The 16,898-nt window shown below is 72.8% G+C and carries 14 protein-coding genes and 1 riboswitch; of the genes, 12 read left to right on the forward strand and 2 right to left on the reverse strand.

What is annotated here, in order from left to right:
• The first annotated feature begins 21 nt into the window (after nt 1-21).
• Together PUR26_RS26240 and PUR26_RS26245 are read left to right on the forward strand one after the other, a co-directional pair.
• On the forward strand, nt 22-720 hold the full coding sequence (locus PUR26_RS26240; protein WP_329875678.1) for a hypothetical protein: 699 nt from the start codon (nt 22-24) through the stop codon (nt 718-720).
• Entirely contained in the window at nt 717-2,240 is a 1,524-nt protein-coding gene (locus PUR26_RS26245) for a serine/threonine-protein kinase (protein WP_329875680.1), read from the forward strand. The genes PUR26_RS26240 and PUR26_RS26245 overlap by 4 nt, the downstream gene beginning before the upstream one ends.
• A gap of 45 nt (nt 2,241-2,285) precedes the next feature.
• Here the strand turns inward: PUR26_RS26245 and PUR26_RS26250 are convergent, their stop codons facing one another.
• A complete protein-coding gene (locus PUR26_RS26250) occupies nt 2,286-3,089 on the reverse strand; it encodes a class I SAM-dependent methyltransferase (RefSeq protein ID WP_329875682.1) in 804 nt (267 codons plus the stop codon).
• Between the two features lie 10 nt (nt 3,090-3,099).
• The gene (locus tag PUR26_RS26255) at nt 3,100-5,604 is read right to left on the reverse strand and encodes a YfhO family protein (protein WP_329875684.1); all 2,505 of its coding nucleotides are present in this window, start codon (nt 5,602-5,604) and stop codon (nt 3,100-3,102) included.
• A 125-nt stretch (nt 5,605-5,729) separates the two neighbouring features.
• Here PUR26_RS26255 and PUR26_RS26260 point away from each other — a divergent pair, with 125 nt between their 5' ends.
• From PUR26_RS26260 to PUR26_RS26305, 10 genes are all read left to right on the forward strand, one after another.
• Nucleotides 5,730-6,698: a glycosyltransferase family 2 protein gene (locus PUR26_RS26260; protein WP_329875686.1), complete on the forward strand. Its 969-nt coding sequence runs from the start codon at nt 5,730-5,732 to the stop codon at nt 6,696-6,698.
• On the forward strand, nt 6,695-7,123 hold the full coding sequence (locus tag PUR26_RS26265) for a GtrA family protein (protein WP_329875688.1): 429 nt from the start codon (nt 6,695-6,697) through the stop codon (nt 7,121-7,123). Before PUR26_RS26260 ends, PUR26_RS26265 begins: the two co-directional genes overlap by 4 nt.
• 82 nt (nt 7,124-7,205) lie before the next feature.
• Nucleotides 7,206-7,856 carry a SurA N-terminal domain-containing protein gene (locus PUR26_RS26270; protein ID WP_329875690.1) on the forward strand — a complete coding sequence of 217 codons (651 nt, stop codon included), beginning with the start codon at nt 7,206-7,208 and terminating at the stop codon, nt 7,854-7,856.
• Nucleotides 7,857-7,878: 22 nt separating this feature from the next.
• Entirely contained in the window at nt 7,879-8,856 is a 978-nt protein-coding gene (locus PUR26_RS26275; protein ID WP_329875692.1) for a nucleoside triphosphate pyrophosphohydrolase, read from the forward strand.
• A 34-nt stretch (nt 8,857-8,890) separates the two neighbouring features.
• Nucleotides 8,891-11,125, forward strand: a complete 2,235-nt coding sequence (locus PUR26_RS26280) for a hypothetical protein (protein WP_329875694.1) — start codon at nt 8,891-8,893, stop codon at nt 11,123-11,125.
• Nucleotides 11,122-12,387, forward strand: coding sequence for a cytochrome P450 family protein (locus PUR26_RS26285; RefSeq protein ID WP_329875695.1), 1,266 nt, complete (start codon nt 11,122-11,124; stop codon nt 12,385-12,387). The genes PUR26_RS26280 and PUR26_RS26285 overlap by 4 nt, the downstream gene beginning before the upstream one ends.
• A gap of 112 nt (nt 12,388-12,499) precedes the next feature.
• Entirely contained in the window at nt 12,500-13,480 is a 981-nt protein-coding gene (locus tag PUR26_RS26290) for a transglycosylase family protein (protein WP_329875697.1), read from the forward strand.
• 259 nt (nt 13,481-13,739) lie between these two features.
• A riboswitch (cyclic di-AMP (ydaO/yuaA leader) is annotated at nt 13,740-13,912 on the forward strand.
• A gap of 3 nt (nt 13,913-13,915) precedes the next feature.
• A complete protein-coding gene (locus PUR26_RS26295) occupies nt 13,916-14,596 on the forward strand; it encodes a transglycosylase family protein (protein ID WP_329875699.1) in 681 nt (226 codons plus the stop codon).
• 379 nt (nt 14,597-14,975) lie between these two features.
• The gene (gene eno / locus PUR26_RS26300) at nt 14,976-16,262 is read left to right on the forward strand and encodes a phosphopyruvate hydratase (RefSeq protein WP_329875701.1); all 1,287 of its coding nucleotides are present in this window, start codon (nt 14,976-14,978) and stop codon (nt 16,260-16,262) included.
• A 147-nt stretch (nt 16,263-16,409) separates the two neighbouring features.
• Nucleotides 16,410-16,880, forward strand: coding sequence for an FtsB family cell division protein (locus PUR26_RS26305; RefSeq protein WP_329875703.1), 471 nt, complete (start codon nt 16,410-16,412; stop codon nt 16,878-16,880).
• Nucleotides 16,881-16,898: the final 18 nt, after the last annotated feature.

Here is a 16,898-nt window from a genome sequence, read left to right on the forward strand (position 1 = left end):
AGGCCCCTTTCAGGAGCAGCAATGCACGGCCACGGCCACGGCTACGCGCCGCAGCAGCCCCGCGACATACCCGCGTCGGTGATCGTGCTGCGCGTGCTCTTCGCGATGCTGCCGCTCTTCACCTGCGGCCTGCTGGCCTGGGCGCCGATGATCCGGCTCGCCGTGCTCACACGCCGGGCCCTGCACTGGGCGCTGTTCGCGGCGGTGACGCTGATCGAGGGGGTCTGCTGGGGCGTGCTGTTCACCGACCCCACGGAGGACCTGAGCCTGCCCAGGTCCAACATCAGCATGATGGTCATGCTGGGAGCCGCCCTGGTCGTGACGGCCTACTACCTGTACGCGGAGATCAGCCACTTCGCGGCCCGCCGCGCCCCGCTGGCGCCCGGCCACTACCCGCCCGGCGGACCGGCGTTCGGGTACGGGTACCCGTCGCAGGCCACCACCGTCCCCGTGTACTCCGCGCAGCAGGGGCCCCCGCAGCCGGTGCCGCCCCAGCCGCAGGTCCAACCCCAGCCCCAGCCCCAACCGCAGGTCCAGCCCCAGCCGCAGGCCCAGCCCACGCCCCCGCCCCCGCCCCGGCCGGCGCCCGCGTCCCGGCCGCAGGCCCGGCCCGGCGCCGGCACCGACCAGCACCCGCGCATCGACCAGGTGCGGGCCGAGCTCGACGAGCTCAGCGACATCCTGCGCGGGAACAAGGGCCAGGAGGGCCGGGACCGGTGAACGGACGGGTCATCGCCGGCCGGTACGAACTGTCCACCGTCATCGGCCAGGGCGGCATGGGCCAGGTCTGGACGGCGTACGACACCCGGCTCGACCGGCGCGTCGCCGTCAAGCTGCTGCGGCCCGACCACATGGCTCCCGCCACCGCCGCCGACGAGATGCGCCGCCGCTTCGTGCGCGAGTGCCGGGTCACCGCCCAGGTCTCCCACCCCGGTCTGGTCACCGTCCACGACGCGGGCAGCGACAACGACGACCTGTACCTCGTCATGCAGTACGTCGAGGGCGCCGACCTCGCCGACCACCTCGCCGAGCACGACCCGTACCCCTGGCAGTGGTCCGTCGCCGTCGCCGCGCAGCTGTGCGCGGTGCTCGCCGCCGTGCACGCGGTGCCGATCGTCCACCGCGACCTCAAGCCGCGCAACGTGATGGTGAAGCCGGACGGCACGGTCACCGTGCTCGACCTCGGCGTCGCCTCCGTGATCGACACCGACACCACCCGCCTCACCCACACCGGCTCCCCGATCGGCAGCCCCGCCTACATGGCGCCGGAACAGGCGATGGGCGGCGCCGTCGGCCCGTACACCGATCTGTACGCGCTCGGCGTCCTCCTCCACGAACTCCTCAGCGGCAACGTGCCGTTCGCCGGCTCCACCGCGCTCGGAGTCCTGCACCGCCACCTCTACGAGCCGCCGCTGCCCGTCCGGCAGCTGCGGCCCGAGGTCCCCGAGGCCCTGGAGGCGCTGGTCCTCCGGCTGCTCGCCAAGGACCCCCAGCACCGGCCGTCCGGGGCACAGGAGGTCTACGAGGTGCTCGCCCCGCTGCTGCCCGCGCGCGGTGTCCCGGCGGGCCCGCTCGACCCGACCCGCCCCTTCCTGCGCCCGCACGCCCCCTGGCCGGACCGCGCCTCCGCGCCGGCGCCCCCGCCACCGGCCGTGCCGCCCGCCGTGGGCCGCCCCGATGTGGCCGCCGCCGTCGACGAGGTCAAGCGGCTGCTGGGCGAGGGCAGCATCACCCAGGCCGTCGACATCCTCGGCGGCATCCTTCCGGCCGCCGCCGCCGAGCACGGCGAGCACTCCCCGGTCGTGCGCATCCTGCGCAAGCAGTACGCGACGACCCTGATGGACGACGGGCAGTACCGCCGGGCGCTGCCGGAGCTGCGCCGGCTGGCCGACGACCGGGCGGCCGAGGCGGGCCTGGGCGACCCCCAGACCCTCCAGTTCCGCTATGACGCCGCCCAGTGCCTGGAGCAGCTGGGCGAGGCGACCGCCGCGCTCGCCGAGTACCGCGCGGTCCTGCCGTACTACGAGAACGGCCGGCCGGCCGGGGCCGATCAGGGCCGTGCCTTCGACATCCGCCACCGCATCGGTCATCTGCTGCTGGCGATGGGCGACCACACGGCGGCCTACCAGCAGCTCCAGAACCTGCTGTACGACACGGAGCGGACCTACGGCCCCTACCACCCGCTCGCCGCGGAGCTGCGCCGCGCGCTCGACCGCCAGCAGCAGATGCGCGGTCTCTAGGCCTCTCGTTCGCGTCCCGCCCGGCCCGCGTGCCCCGGGGCCGCGTCACACCACGCGGCAGTAGGCCGAGTCCGCGACCCGCCCGAGACCGGTCAGCCCGGCCGTGCGCTGCTGCCCGGTGCCCAGCACCACGACCGCGCCGGGGGCCGCCAGCTCCCGTACCGCCGTCAGGTCGTGGTCGCCGTTCACCACGATCACGCCGTAACGCCGGTCGGCCAGCCTCTCCTGTACGTCCGGTTCACCGAACCGGCCCCGCACGACGCGGGCCTCGTCCGCCGAACAGGAACCCCCCAGCGCCAGATTGGCCCGCACCACGTCCGCGCGGGCCGGCGAACCGTCCAGTCTGTCGACGATGGTCAGCCGCGCCTCCAGGCCCTCGCGCTGGAGCATCCGCCGCAGCGCCGCGGCGAACAGCCCGTGCAGGGTCCCGAGCTCCAGCACCTCCCCGTTGGGCGGCGCGAGCAGGGGCACGGTCGTCAGCCGTCCGCAGACCTCCGAGACCGAGCCGGCGAACCCGCCGGCCCCGAGCGCCTCCAGCGCCACGAGATGGCGGTAGGCGACGGTGACGCCCTGACGGACGCGCTCGCCGCGGTCGCCGGTCACGGCGCGCACCTCACGTACCAGCGTCTCCACCTGGGCGGCGGTGGGCATCCGGTGGCCGTCGCGCCCGGACTGGTCGAGCAGCAACCCGAGCCCGTAGCTCTGCCGACGCAGATCGGCCACTTCGTGGTGCAGGGCGTCGAGGTCGGACTGCAGGGCCGTGGTGGCGCGCTCCAGCCGCTGCTCGACGAGGGTGAAGGCGGGCTTCAGCACCCGCTTCGCCAGCCGGTTGCTCAGAAGGGAGGGCATGCGGCGCAAGCTACGCCGACTCGACCGCCCCGCGGGCCACAGGAGGGTGCTGTCCGGATGAAGTGTTGGTGGCGGCCAGGCGACCGGCGCGTCGGTGCCTGAGCCGGGGCAACACCACCAGTCCCACGAGGATCAGCAGCGCCATCGACCCCACGCCCGTACCCGCGCGCAGGCCGGGCGGGCGGAACGAGCAGTCCAGGGTCGTCCGCCCGTCGTCCACCTCGACCGCGACCAGGCCCAGATACGAGCCGGCCGGGCGGCCGTCGCAGCTCCAGCCCGCGGTCCTGGGGGTGGACAGCACGGCGGTGCCCCGGGTCCCGGGCGGCAGTTCGGCGCGGACGCCGTCGGCGGTGACCCGCACCGCGACCGCCCCGGTCCGGGTCAGCCCGGCCACGGCGGCCGCCAGTGCGGCCCGGTCCAGACAGCCGACGCCGCCCGCGCCCGGGCCGGTGACCCGCCTTCCGCCGCCCGCCGTGCCCTCCAGTACGACCGCGGTGCCGGCCACGCGCTGGGTGCCGAGCGGGGTGAGCGGCGCACGGCGCCGGGGCGGCGAGCCGCGCAGTTCGACCGCCCGGCCGCCGTCACCGAGCCGGGCCGTGCCGGTCACGTCGGGCGCCCACACGAAGACCTCGCTGCCGACCGGGCACACGCCGTCGGCGGGCAGGCCGTAGACCCGCGCGCCCAGCAACAGCTCCTGGTTGCGGAAGGGCGAAGCCCCGTAACGGGGCCGCGGGCCGGGCGGGCGGACGGTCACCAGGGGCGGCACCGCGTCCGCGCGGACGGTCCGCGTCCCCCGCACCCGTGCCCCCACCGAGAACAGCGCGTCCGTCACCGGGTTGTCCAGCGACTGCACGCTGCGCCCGTTGGACGTCCAGCCCCCGCCCAGCGCCGTCAGCGTCCGGGTCAGCACCGCCGGGGTGTGGCTGCTGTAGTACGCGGCGCCCTGCCCGCCGACCAGCAGCGGGTCGTTCCCGGTGAGCTGCGGGCGCCCCGGGTCGGTCCGGTAGCGCGGCCAGCCGTCCGCGCGGGCCACCGCCGCCGCCCGCGCGTCGTGCGCCGCACCCCACGCCGGATAGTCGTCCAGCCGGGCGGGCCGCTCCCGGTCCGCGTACGCGACGGTCGCCGCGGCCTGCCCGACCAGGGCGCCGGACAGCAGCACCGCGCCCACCGCGGTGTAGCGGCCGCCGCGGGCCAGTACCACCCCGCCGAGCGCCGCCGCCAGCCCGGCGGCGAACAGCGGGTACGTCCACACCGTCACCAGGTCCCCGGCCGCCGCCCCCGCCGCGATCACCCCCAGGACCGCGCCGCCGCCGAGCAGCGGCCGCCACCCCGGCCAGCCGTGGGACACGGAGGACCAGGCGGCGATCACCAGCACCCCCGCCAGTACGAACGTCTGCCGGTACGGACTGCCGTTGGGCGTGGCGAACACGTGCCACACCAGATGCGTCGGTCCCCACTGCAACGACAGCACCACTCCCACCACAAGACCCGTCCACACCCAGCGCTCCCGCGCGGGCACCTCCCGGTGGAAGGCGAGCGCGGCCGCGAGGAGCAGGGCGCCCGTGCCGAGGAAGACGGCCGGAGTGAAGAAGCCGTAGGTCGCCGGGAGCGCCCGTGCCGCCACATCGGACCAGCTCGCGGGTGTGAACGTGCGGGTCCAGCCCGGGTGCGCGTGGCGCGAGCCGAGGAAGACCGGGACCAGGACGGGCGCGGCCAGGCCGATGCCCAGCAGCACCGTCGCGGCGGCCCGCGCCGGCACGCGCGCTGCCCCGGGCGTCCCCGCCGTCCCCCGCCCCGCCCCCCGGCCCGCCCCGCCGTGGACGAGCGACGACGCCAGCAGTACCAGCGCCGCGCCGATCGTCGCCATGTAGGCGGTGTAGAAGTTGGCCGTCCACGCCACCGCGACGACCACCGGCCCCAGCACCCGGCGCCGGCCCGTGCGTACCCACTCCCCGACCAGGCAGAGCAGCGGGAAGGCGATCAGCCCGTCGAGCCACATCGGGTTGTAGGAGGCCTCGACGACGGACCAGCCGCACAGCGCGTACGAGGCGCCGAGCACCGCCGCGCCCCAGCGGGCGCCTCCGCGCAGGGTGAGGAGCAGGAGGCTCATGGCGGCGGCGGCCACCGCCGTCTTGAGGACGGTGATCACGTACACCGCCAGATCGATGCCGTCCCGGGGGAAGAGCCCGACGAGCACCGAGAAGGGACTGGTCAGGTACGTCCCCAGGTCCGGCAGGAAGCTGGTCCCGTACCCCGAGCGCCAGTTGAGCAGCAGCCCGCCGTCCGCCCGCCCGTGCAGCAGGTCCCACAGCTGGGCGTGGAACGGCACGAACTGGTTGCCGAGGTCGTTGACCGCGCGGGTGCGCGGACCGAAGGGGAACGTCCGGGCGACGGCGTCCCCGGCACACACCGCGACCACGGTGAGCAGGGCGGCCGCGGCCCCGGCACGGGTGCCGGAGGCGCGGGAACCCGGAAAGGCGTGGAACGCGGGGGAACGGGTGTCATGACTCTGCATGGTGCTGACGAATATGCCAGCGATGGCGACGAAATCAGCCCGCCCATAAGCCAGTTCATTCAATGGTCGCCTGCCCGCCATATGAACCGTCCGCCGTCGACACACGCATCCGTTGTCGTTCTTCCGTGCTGATCTCGATTGTTGTGCCGTGTTTCAACGAAGAGGAGATCATCGGCCGCTTCCACGCACACGTGACCGCGGAACTGTCCCGATCGGGGACGGAATTCGAGCTGGTCTACGTGGACGACGGAAGCCATGACCGTACGCTCCCGCTGCTGGAGGAGATGGCGGCCGCCGACTCCCGCACCCGCTACGTCTCCTTCAGCCGCAACTTCGGCAAGGAGGCGGCGATGCTGGCCGGGCTCCAGCACGCCGACGGTGACGCGGTCGTCATCATGGACGCCGACCTCCAGCACCCGCCCGAGCTGGTCCACCGCATGATCCAGCTGTACGGCGAGGGATACGACCAGGTCATCGCCCGGCGCACCCGCAAGGGCGACCGGGTGACCCGTACCCTCACCGCCCGCGCCTACTACCGGCTGATCAACCGGCTCGTCGACGTCGAGCTGGTCGACGGGGTCGGCGATTTCCGGCTGCTGTCACGCCGTACCGTCGACGCCGTCCTGGAACTCACCGAATACAACCGTTTCTCCAAGGGCCTCTTCGCCTGGGTGGGATTCCGTACCACCACGTTCGCGTACGAGAATGCGGCCCGTGAACAGGGCCGGTCCAAGTGGACCTTCGGGAAACTGCTCAACTACGGCCTGGACGGTCTGCTCTCCTTCAACGACAAACCGTTGCGCGCCGCGCTCTACGTCGGTCTGCTGCTGGTCTGCGTCGCCGGAGCGTATGCGGCCTGGATCGTCGGTGTCGCGCTGGTGCACGGTGTCGACACCCCCGGGTATGTCACGCTCCTCGTGACGGTCACGGCCCTCGCCGGGGTCCAGATGGTCATGCTGGGGCTGATCGGGGAGTATGTGGGCCGTATCTACTACGAGGTGAAGCGGCGCCCGCACTTCCTGGTGAAGGCGACCAACACCACCAGCACCTCCGTACCGCACGCCAAGCCCCGTGGGGAGCTCGTACGCCGATGACCGTCCGCGGCCAGATCGTCAGGTTCGCGCTGGTGGGAGTGGTGAACACCGCCACCTACTACGGCTTCTACCTGCTCCTGCTGGCCCTGGGCCTGCCCTATGTGGCCGCCCATGTCGTCGCCTTCCTCCTCTCCATGACCGGCTCGTTCTTCCTGAACAGCCGCTTCACCTACCGGACCCGCCCCACCTGGCGGAAGTTCCTGCTGTTCCCCCTCACCAACGCGGCGAACTTCGTCATCACCACCAGCGGCGTCTACCTGCTGGTGGACGTGGCGGGCCTCTCCAGCCGGTACGCCCCCCTGGTGGCGGCCGCGGCGGCCGTCCCCATCACGTTCGTCGTCTCCCGGACGATCATGCTGCGCCCCGAGACCCCCCGTACGCGTGACTCGTTGGTCGAAACAGTCGGAACAGTGGCCCCGAAGTAGTGGCCTGGGCCACGTCCACTGCCTAACATCGATCACCGCAAGGTCGTTCACACTGACGCACGACCCACGCCGGGAGGCTCCTTTGCACCGCCGCCGTCGCACTGCGCTCTCCGCCGCCGCCGCCCTCCTCGCCGCGGCGCCCCTTCTCACCGCCTGCGGCAGCGACGCGCACCCAGGCGCGGCGGCCGTCATCGACGGGGACCGGATCGAGGTGGCCGCACTCCAGGCGCAGGTCAAGGACGTCCGCACCGCCCAGCAGGCGTCCCCGCAGGCCGACCAGCTGATCAAGGCGACCGGTGATCTGAACCGGGAGAAGCTGAACGGCATGATCTTCGACCGGGTCGTCCAGCGCGTCGCCGACGACCTCGGCGTCACGGCCAGCCGCAAGGAGGTCCAGGAGACCCGCCGGGCCGCGGCCGAGCAGAGCGGCGGCGAGACACAGCTGGCCGCCATGCTCCTCCAGCAGCAGGGGATCGCCCCCGACGAGATCGACGCGGTCGTCCGCCGCAACGTGCTCATGAACAAGGTCGCGGAGAAGCTCGGCGCGACCAGCACCCCGGAGGGCCAGCAGAAGCTGACCGAGGTGTTCGGGGCCGCGTCCAAGGCGCTGCGGATCGACGTGAACCCGCGCTACGGCTCCTGGGACAACGAGAAGATCCAGCTCGGCGAGTACAGCGCGCCCTGGCTGCGCCGGCTCACGAAGGAGCCCGAGGCCGCCCCGGCCGGCGCCTGAGCGGGAGAGGTAGGTTCGAGGGGTGAACGCTGACACCCCCGGCCGTATCGTCCTGCTCACCGCCAGCCACCGGGTCGCCCCGGGGCTCCTGTCCTGGCCGGCGTGGCAGACGCTGCACGCCGCCGACCGGGTGCTGTGCGCCGACGAGGCCCACCCCCAGCTGCCGTACCTGCGGGAGGCGGGGGTGAAGGCCGAGACCGCCGCGCCCACCGCCGAGGAGCTGGTCGACGCCTGCGCCGGCGGCGCCACCGTCGTGGTCCTGCCGTCCGGCGAGGGCGACCGCGCCCTGACCGACGGCCTGGCCCGCCTCGCCGGCTCCGGCCGCGTCCGGATGCCCGACCTGGAGCTGCTGCCCGGCTCGTACGACCTGCCGGGCGCCCGGCTGCTGGACCTCGTCGAGGTCATGGACCGCATCCGGCGCGAGTGCCCCTGGTCGTCGCGGCAGACCCACGAGGGCCTCGCCAAGTACGCCATCGAGGAGGCGTACGAACTCGTCGAGGCCATCGAGGACGGCGACCGCGACGCACTGCGCGAGGAGCTCGGAGACGTCCTGCTCCAGGTCGTCTTCCACGCCCGGATCGCGCAGGAGGCCCAGCCGGACGAGGAGGAGCCGTTCTCCATCGACGATGTCGCCGGCACCCTCGTCGACAAGCTGATCCACCGCCACCCGCACGTCTTCGGCGACGAGAGCGCCGAGACGCCCGAGGACGTCAAGGCGCACTGGCTGCGGACCAAGGCGATCGAGAAGCAGCGCGACTCGGTCACCGACGGTGTCCCGCTCGGTCAGCCCGGCCTCGCCCTGGCCGCGAAGCTGGCCGGCCGCGCGCGCGGCGCCGGACTGGACGTGGAGCTCCCCCCGGGCGAGGGCATGGGCTACCGGCTGCTGGCCCTGGCGGTACGGGCGGAGGCGGAGGGCGTCGATCCGGAAGCCGCGCTCCGGGCCGCGGGCCGCGCCTACCGGGACGCGATCAGGGCGGCGGAGGGCCACGCCGGTCAGTAACGTTGCCCTCAGGGACGCACGGGGCGGGGGATCCATGGTCAGGGAGTTGCGGAAACTGGCGGCTGCCGCGGCGGACGTGCTCGTACGGGTGATGCCCGAGGACGGCTGGCAGGCGGTCAGGACACGGCTGGTCGACACGGGGGGCATGGAGCTCGTCGCACTCGACTACTTCAGGCACAAGCTGGTCGAGAACGGTGACCGGATGGTTCCCGCGCAGCTGCTCGACTGGCTGGAGAGCTACTTACCCCGGGCGCCGAAGCCCGTGCTGGACGAGTTCCGGGCGCTGGCCGAGGGTTCCGGTGCTCCCGGTGCTCCCGGCGGCACATCGAACACCGTCGTGGGCGGCGTCGCCTCGGCCGTCGTCCAGTCGGGCTCGATCGGCGTCCTGAACCAGTACACCGCCACCCCCGACCCGGCCGCCTGGCTGCCGGTGTCGGGGACCGGGCCGGTGGACCTGGGAGCACGCAACGAAGGGGCCTACGTCCGCCGGGACCGCGACGCCGACCTGGAGCGGCTGACCGGGCTGGTCCTGGTGACCGGTGAGCCGCTGACCGGCAAGACGACGACGGCCTGGGCGGCGATGTCGGCCCGGCTGCCCCGGCACCAGGTGTGCGTCCCGCCGCCGGGCTCCGACCTGCGGTACCTGCCCGAGCGGATACGCCACCGGGGCGGGCCGTGCGTGCTGTGGCTCGACGAGCTGGAGGGGCACCTCCACGACCGGGGGCTGGACGCCGGACTCCTCTCCCGGCTGACCGCCATGGACGTGCCGGTGCTCGCCACGATGACCGACAGGATGTACCGCGCCCACCGCTTCGGTACGACGGCCCACGCGCGCCTGCTGAGCCGGGCCCGCATCGTCGAACTGGCCCGCGTCTGGAGCGAGGACGAGACGCGGCGGCTCGCGGAGTCCGAGGACCCGCGCCTCCAGGACGCCCTGGAATGGCGGGGCGGGCACGGCGTGACCGAGTTCCTGGCGCTGGGGCCGGAGCTGTGGGACGAGTGGCAGTGGGCCCGGCGCCCGTCCGACCATCCGCGCGGTCACCTGCTGGTGCGTGCCGCGATCGACCTCGCCCGGTGCGGGGTGACCGGCCCCGTACCGCTGAGCATGCTGCGCGCCACGTACGACCTGTACGGCACCGACGAGGCCGCCGCGGCGGACGAGTCGTTCGAGGACGCCCTCGACTGGGCGTCCCGGCCCCGGCTGGGGCTCGCCGGTCTGCTCGTGGCCGGGCGCGCGGAGGGGACCTGGCAGGCGCACGGGTCGCTGGTCGGGAACGCGCGGCGGCGCTCCGAAGTGCCCGCGGTCACGCCGGCGGTGTGGGCGCACGTGCTGCGGACCGCGAGCACCGACCCCTCCTACGACCTCCACGCGGTGGCCGCCGCCGCACGGGCCCAGTACCTGCCGCCGGCCGAGGACGGCGACCCTGACGCCATGTTCAGGATCGGGATGCTCGCCGAGCGGGTCGACGGCGACCTGGCCGCGGCGGAACGCTGGTACCGGCCGGCGGCGGGCAAGGGGAGCAGGGCGGCCGCCGGGGCCCTGGGCAGGCTGCTGGCAGGCCGCGGAATGGCCAGGGAGGCCGAGTTCCACCTGGAGACGGCCGCCGGGGCGGGCGACGCGAAGGCGGCCCTGCTGCTCGGGAAGCTGCTGCGGGACCGGGCCGAGGAGGCGCTGCGCCAGGCGGCCGGCGAGGGGAACGCGGAAGCCGCGCACCACCTGGGGGACCTGCTGTTCGGGAGGGGGGAGGACGAGGCGGCCTTCGACTGGTACGTCACCGCCGCCGACGCCGGGTACGAGAAGGTCGCCGGGAGCCTGGGCGGTCTGCACCGGTACCGGGCCGAGGAGGGGGTCGCGGCCGTCTGGATCGGCCGGGCGATCGACGCCGGGGACACCGTGCGGAGCGCGGCCCCGCACCCGAACCGCGCCCGGTCCGACGAGGAGACGACCGCCTACTTCCGGGACGCCGCCGACGAGGGCGCGCGGCTCGACCCGGCCAACCTGGGCGTCCTTCTGGAGGAGCAGGGCCGCCACGACGAGGCCCGCGCCTGGTACGAGGAGGGCTTCCGGCGCGGCGACTCCTACGGCGCCTTCCGGCTCGCCGGGCTCGACGCCAAGGAGGGCAGGACCGCCGGGGCCGCGCACTGGATGCGCAGGGCCGCCGACGCCGGGCACCCCGGTGCCCTCGGGATGCTCGGCGCGCAGGACGGCCCCACGGGGGCGGACACCTCGGCGGAGGACGCCCCGGGGGCGGATACCGTCGAGGGGTGAACGCCCCGGACGACCCGAACGCCGCACCCGAACTCTTCACCTGGGAGTTCGCCGCCGACCCGTACCCCGCCTACGCCTGGCTGCGGGAGCACGCGCCCGTGCACCGGACCAAGCTGCCCAGCGGGGTGGAGGCATGGCTGGTGACCAGGTACGCCGACGCCCGGCAGGCCCTCGCCGACCAGCGGCTGAGCAAGAATCCCGCGCACCACGACGAGCCCGCGCACGCCAAGGGCAAGACCGGCATCCCCGGTGAGCGCAAGGCGGAGCTGATGACGCATCTGCTCAACATCGACCCGCCGGACCACACCCGGCTGCGCCGACTGGTGTCCAAGGCGTTCACACCGCGACGGGTCGCCGAGTTCGGGAGCCGGGTGCAGGAACTGACGGACCGGCTCATCGACGACTTCGCCGCGAAGGGGAGCGCCGACCTCATCCATGAGTTCGCCTTCCCGCTGCCCATCTACGCCATCTGCGACATGCTCGGCGTCCCGCGCGAGGACCAGGACGACTTCCGGGACTGGGCGGGCATGATGATCCGCCACGGCGGCGGCCCCCGCGGAGGGGTGGCGCGCTCGGTGAAGAAGATGCGGGGCTACCTCGCGGAGCTGATCCACCGCAAGCGCGAAGCCCTGGGAGAGGGGGACGACGACGACCTGATCTCGGGGCTGATCAGGGCGAGCGACCACGGCGAGCACCTCACCGAGAACGAGGCGGCGGCGATGGCGTTCATCCTGCTGTTCGCGGGGTTCGAGACGACCGTCAACCTGATCGGCAACGGCGTGTACGCGCTGCTGCGCAACCCGGGCCAGCGGGCCCGGCTCCAGGAGTCCCTCGCCGCGGGGGAGCGCGACCTGCTGGAGACGGGGCTGGAGGAACTGCTGCGCTACGACGGGCCGGTGGAGCTGGCGACCTGGCGGTTCGCCACCGAGCCGCTCACCCTCGGAGGGGAGCGGATCGAGGCGGGCGACCCCGTCCTCGTCGTCCTCGCCGCGGCCGACCGGGACCCGGCGCGTTTCGACGAGCCGGACACCCTGGACCTCGCACGGCGTGACAACCAGCATCTGGGGTACGGGCACGGCATCCACTACTGCCTGGGCGCGCCCCTTGCCCGGCTCGAAGGGCAGACCGCGCTGGCGACGCTGCTGACCCGCCTGCCCGACCTGCGACTCGCGGGGAATCCGGACGATTTGCGGTGGCGTGGAGGGCTCATTATGCGTGGACTGCGCACGCTCCCGGTCGAGTTCACATCCTATGCGAACTGACGCTCCATCAGATCTGTGACTTTCGCGTTATCTCCGCTGCATCGACTTGTAACAGACGTTCGAATGCCGCTACGTTCACCGTCACCTCAGCAGTCACGCGAAAGGCAACCGCATGCGCTCCGGGAACGGCCGGCACCGGCGACCTCGTCAGGCTCCCGCCATCATCGTCGCGGCAGGGGTGACCGGTTCCGCGATCGCCCTTCCGCTGCTCGGCGCGGGGTCCGCGTCGGCCGTCGAGGGCACCACCTGGGACCGGGTGGCCGAGTGCGAGTCCGGCGGCATGTGGAGCGCCGACCTCGGCAACGGCTTCTACGGCGGCCTCCAGTTCTCGCAGGAGACCTGGGAGACCTACGGCGGCACGGCGTACGCCCTGCGCGCCGACCTCGCCAGCCGCGCCCAGCAGATAGCCGTCGCCGAGAAGGCCTACGCGGCGCAGGGCATCGCCCCCTGGGAGACCTGCGCCCCCATCGCGGGACTCACCGACGGCAGCGCGCCCGTGGCGGGTCTGCCCTCGGCCGCCAAGCCCTCCGGCGCACCGGCCACTCCCGCCCCCTCGGCCTCCACCGGGACGGCGGACGGCGCGGACGGTGCCGACGGTTCGAAGTCGTCGACGCCCGAGGAGTCCACCACGCCCGCCGGGACCGCTTCCGGCTCGTCCGGCCCGGCCGCGTCCGCCAAGGACGACCCGGCCGGGGACGCCGGGACGGGCGGCGGCAAGCACCGGGGCGAGCCGGCCAGGGAGGCGCCGGTGGACGGTGACGCCTCCACCGACCCGGCGGACTCCGCCGACCCCGCCGCCTCCGAAGGCGACAAGGCCACCGGTACCGGCAATCCAGTCAATCCGGGCACCGAGCGCGAAACAGGCCGACATGCCTCACGGGGTGACGGAACGGCACGTGACGCCGAGGGGGTCGCGCTGGAGGACGGCCAGTACACCGTCCTGCCGGGCGACAACCTGTCGGACATCGCGGAGACGCACGAGCTGCCCGGCGGCTGGACTGCTCTCTACGACGCCAACAAGGCGACCGTGGGTGCGGATCCGGATCTGATCCAGCCTGGTCAGAGCCTGGATCTGACCGCGGCTCAGGAGTGATTCGCTCCCCTTTGTCCGCTTCTGTATAAGTGAGACAAGCGTCTCTTTGCGGCAACTGGCCCGGCTCGCCCGCCTGATCCGACCGATGTGCGGCTCACCAGCACAAATGTCCGCCAGGGGCGGGCCGGATTGGGTGTATTGACCCTGATGTCCATCTTTGAACATCAGGGAGGTCTGTGATTACGGTCGTAACTGCTCGCCACCGCGGGCCCCATCGACCGGTACGCCGAATCCTGCCGTCGGTCGACGGGAACAGTCGACGCTTCGAGCGCCGTAGGCAGGAGCGGGGGACCCAAGGTAAGCGCCGGGTCCGGCCATCGGGAGATGGCCGGCGACCGGCTCGGGGTGAAGCCGCGCGACACGTCGCGCGGCCGGGCAACTCACTAGGCCCGAACCCGACAGCTCACCTCGCAGGCGTCGGTGAGGAGATGTCCCATGCTGTTTTCCGGCAAGGCCAAGCACCGTCGTCCTTCCAAGGCCATCCGTTTCGCCGCGTTCGCCGGCATCACCGGCGCCGCCGTCGCCGCTCCCCTGATGGGCGCCACCACCGCCTCCGCCGCGACCACCGCGGAGTGGGACAAGGTCGCCCAGTGCGAGTCCGGCGGCGACTGGTCGATCAACACCGGCAACGGTTACTACGGCGGCCTGCAGTTCTCCTCCTCGACCTGGGCCGCGTACGGCGGCACCGCGTACGCCGCGAGCGCCGACCAGGCGTCCAAGTCGCAGCAGATCCAGGTCGCCGAGAAGGTCCTGGCGGGCCAGGGCAAGGGTGCCTGGCCGAGCTGCGGCGTCGGCCTGTCCAACGCCTCCTACGACGGCGGCTCCGCCCAGGAGAGCGCCCCGAAGCAGGAGGAGCGCAAGGCCGAGCAGCCCACCACGCGCAGCGAGCAGCGCACCGCGCCGAAGCAGGCCGCGCCGAAGACCGTGACCACCCCGACCGGCGAGAAGGTCGAGAAGGGTGACGGCGAGTACAAGGTCGAGGCGGGCGACACGCTCGGCACCATCGCCGAGGCGCACGGCGTCAAGGGCGGCTGGCAGAAGCTGTTCGAGCTGAACAAGGACATCGTCGACGACGCCGACCTGATCTTCCCCGGCCAGCAGCTCCACCTGAAGTGACCCCCTGAGCCCGTCGGCCCGCCCCGGGCCGCCGGCTCCACCCGCCCACCGGCCCGGCCAGGACCGCCGGCCGCGACGCGTCCCTCCATCAGGGGCCCGCTCGCCCCGGTCCGGCCGGCCCGTGCGGACCACCCCGGCCCGCCGCGCTCTCCCCCGTGCGCGGCGGGCCGGGGTTTTTCGGTGGCGTGGGCCGGTCCATGTGGTTACCGCCCAGTAAATCCTGTGGTTGTTTGCCCGCCAATGCCGGGCCTTGAACCCTTTTTCGTCCCACGGGGCGGGCGTCGGCTGGCCACGGCCCCGGAGCCGGTTAGGCTCTTGTCGCAAGGCCAAGAGACCCTGCACTGCAAGCGTCACATTTTGCGTCACATCCCAGAAGGAGATGCTCGTGCCGTCCATCGACGTCGTCGTAGCCCGGGAAATCCTGGACTCCCGAGGCAACCCCACGGTCGAGGTCGAGGTCGGCCTCGACGACGGCAGCACCGGCCGTGCTGCCGTCCCCTCCGGTGCCTCCACCGGTGCGTTCGAGGCCCTGGAGCTTCGCGACGGTGACCAGAACCGCTACCTCGGCAAGGGTGTCGAGAAGGCCGTCCTCGCCGTCATCGAGCAGATCGGCCCGGAGCTCGTCGGCTACGACGCCACCGAGCAGCGGCTGATCGACCAGGCGATGTTCGACCTGGACGCCACCCCGGACAAGTCGTCGCTCGGCGCCAACGCCATCCTCGGCGTCTCGCTCGCCGTCGCGCACGCCGCCTCCGAGGCGTCCGACCTCCCGCTCTTCCGCTACCTGGGCGGCCCCAACGCGCACCTGCTGCCGGTGCCGATGATGAACATCCTGAACGGCGGCTCGCACGCCGACTCCAACGTGGACATCCAGGAGTTCATGATCGCCCCGATCGGGGCGGAGTCCTTCTCCGAGGCCCTGCGCTGGGGCGCCGAGGTCTACCACACCCTGAAGAAGGTCCTGAAGGAGAAGGGCCTCTCCACGGGTCTGGGCGACGAGGGCGGCTTCGCGCCGAACCTGGAGTCCAACCGCGCCGCCCTCGACCTCATCCTCGAGGCCATCAAGCAGGCCGGCTACGTCCCGGGCAAGGACATCGCCCTGGCGCTCGACGTCGCCGCGTCCGAGTTCTACAAGGACGGCTCGTACGAGTTCGAGGGCAAGTCCCGCTCGGCCGCCGAGATGACCGAGTACTACGAGGAGCTCGTCTCCGCGTACCCGCTGGTCTCCATCGAGGACCCGCTGTTCGAGGACGACTGGGCCGGCTGGAAGGTCATCACCGACCGCCTGGGCGCCAAGGTCCAGATCGTCGGCGACGACCTCTTCGTCACCAACCCGGAGCGTCTGGCCCGCGGCATCGAGGAGGGCTCGGCGAACGCCCTGCTCGTGAAGGTGAACCAGATCGGTTCGCTGACCGAGACCCTGGACGCCGTCGAGATGGCCCAGCGCAACGGCTTCAAGTGCATGATGTCGCACCGCTCCGGCGAGACCGAGGACGTCACCATCGCCGACCTCGCCGTCGCCGTGAACTGCGGCCAGATCAAGACCGGCGCCCCGGCCCGCTCGGACCGCGTCGCCAAGTACAACCAGCTGCTGCGCATCGAGGAGATCCTCGACGACGCCGCGGTGTACGCCGGCCGCAGCGCCTTCCCGCGCTTCAAGGGCTGACCTCGCCCCTGGGCGGCCCGTAGGACGCCCGGTTACGTACGTCCCCGCACTCGGTCCCGTACCGTGTGCGGGGACGGCTTGCTTCCGCGCGCCTCACGGCCAGGACCGGAGCGAAGCGGAGCGTACGTATACAGGGGAGGCGGAGCAATGGCCCGGGACCGGTTCTCCACCGCGACCAGGCTGCGGCTGCTCGGTGAGCAGACCGCCGCCCGTGTCTACCGCTCGCAGAACCGCCGGCAGGCCCGCCGCTCCCGGCTCACCGGCCGCGCGGCCTTCCTCGCCCTGGTGGTCTGCTCGCTCGTGGTGGCGCTCGCCTATCCGATGCGGCAGTACGTGTCGCAGCAGAGCGAGATCGCCGAGCAGCAGCGGATGGCCGCCGAGGCCCGTGAGCGGGTCGAGCAGCTGCGGGACGAGAAGGCCAGGCTCCAGGACGACGCCTACATCAGGCGGTTGGCCCGCGAACACCTGCACTATGTACTTCCGGGGGAGACGGGTTACACCGTGATCGACCCCGCCGCGGGGCGGCAGCGCCGCACCGACCAGGGCGCGGCCGACCGCCCCTGGTACTCCAACCTGTGGGACGGCGTGGACAGCGCCGACCACGAGAACAAGCAGTAGACCGACAGAACCAAGGCA

It is taken from the genome of Streptomyces sp. SP18CS02, from assembly GCF_036322365.1.
GTDB lineage: Bacteria > Actinomycetota > Actinomycetes > Streptomycetales > Streptomycetaceae > Streptomyces.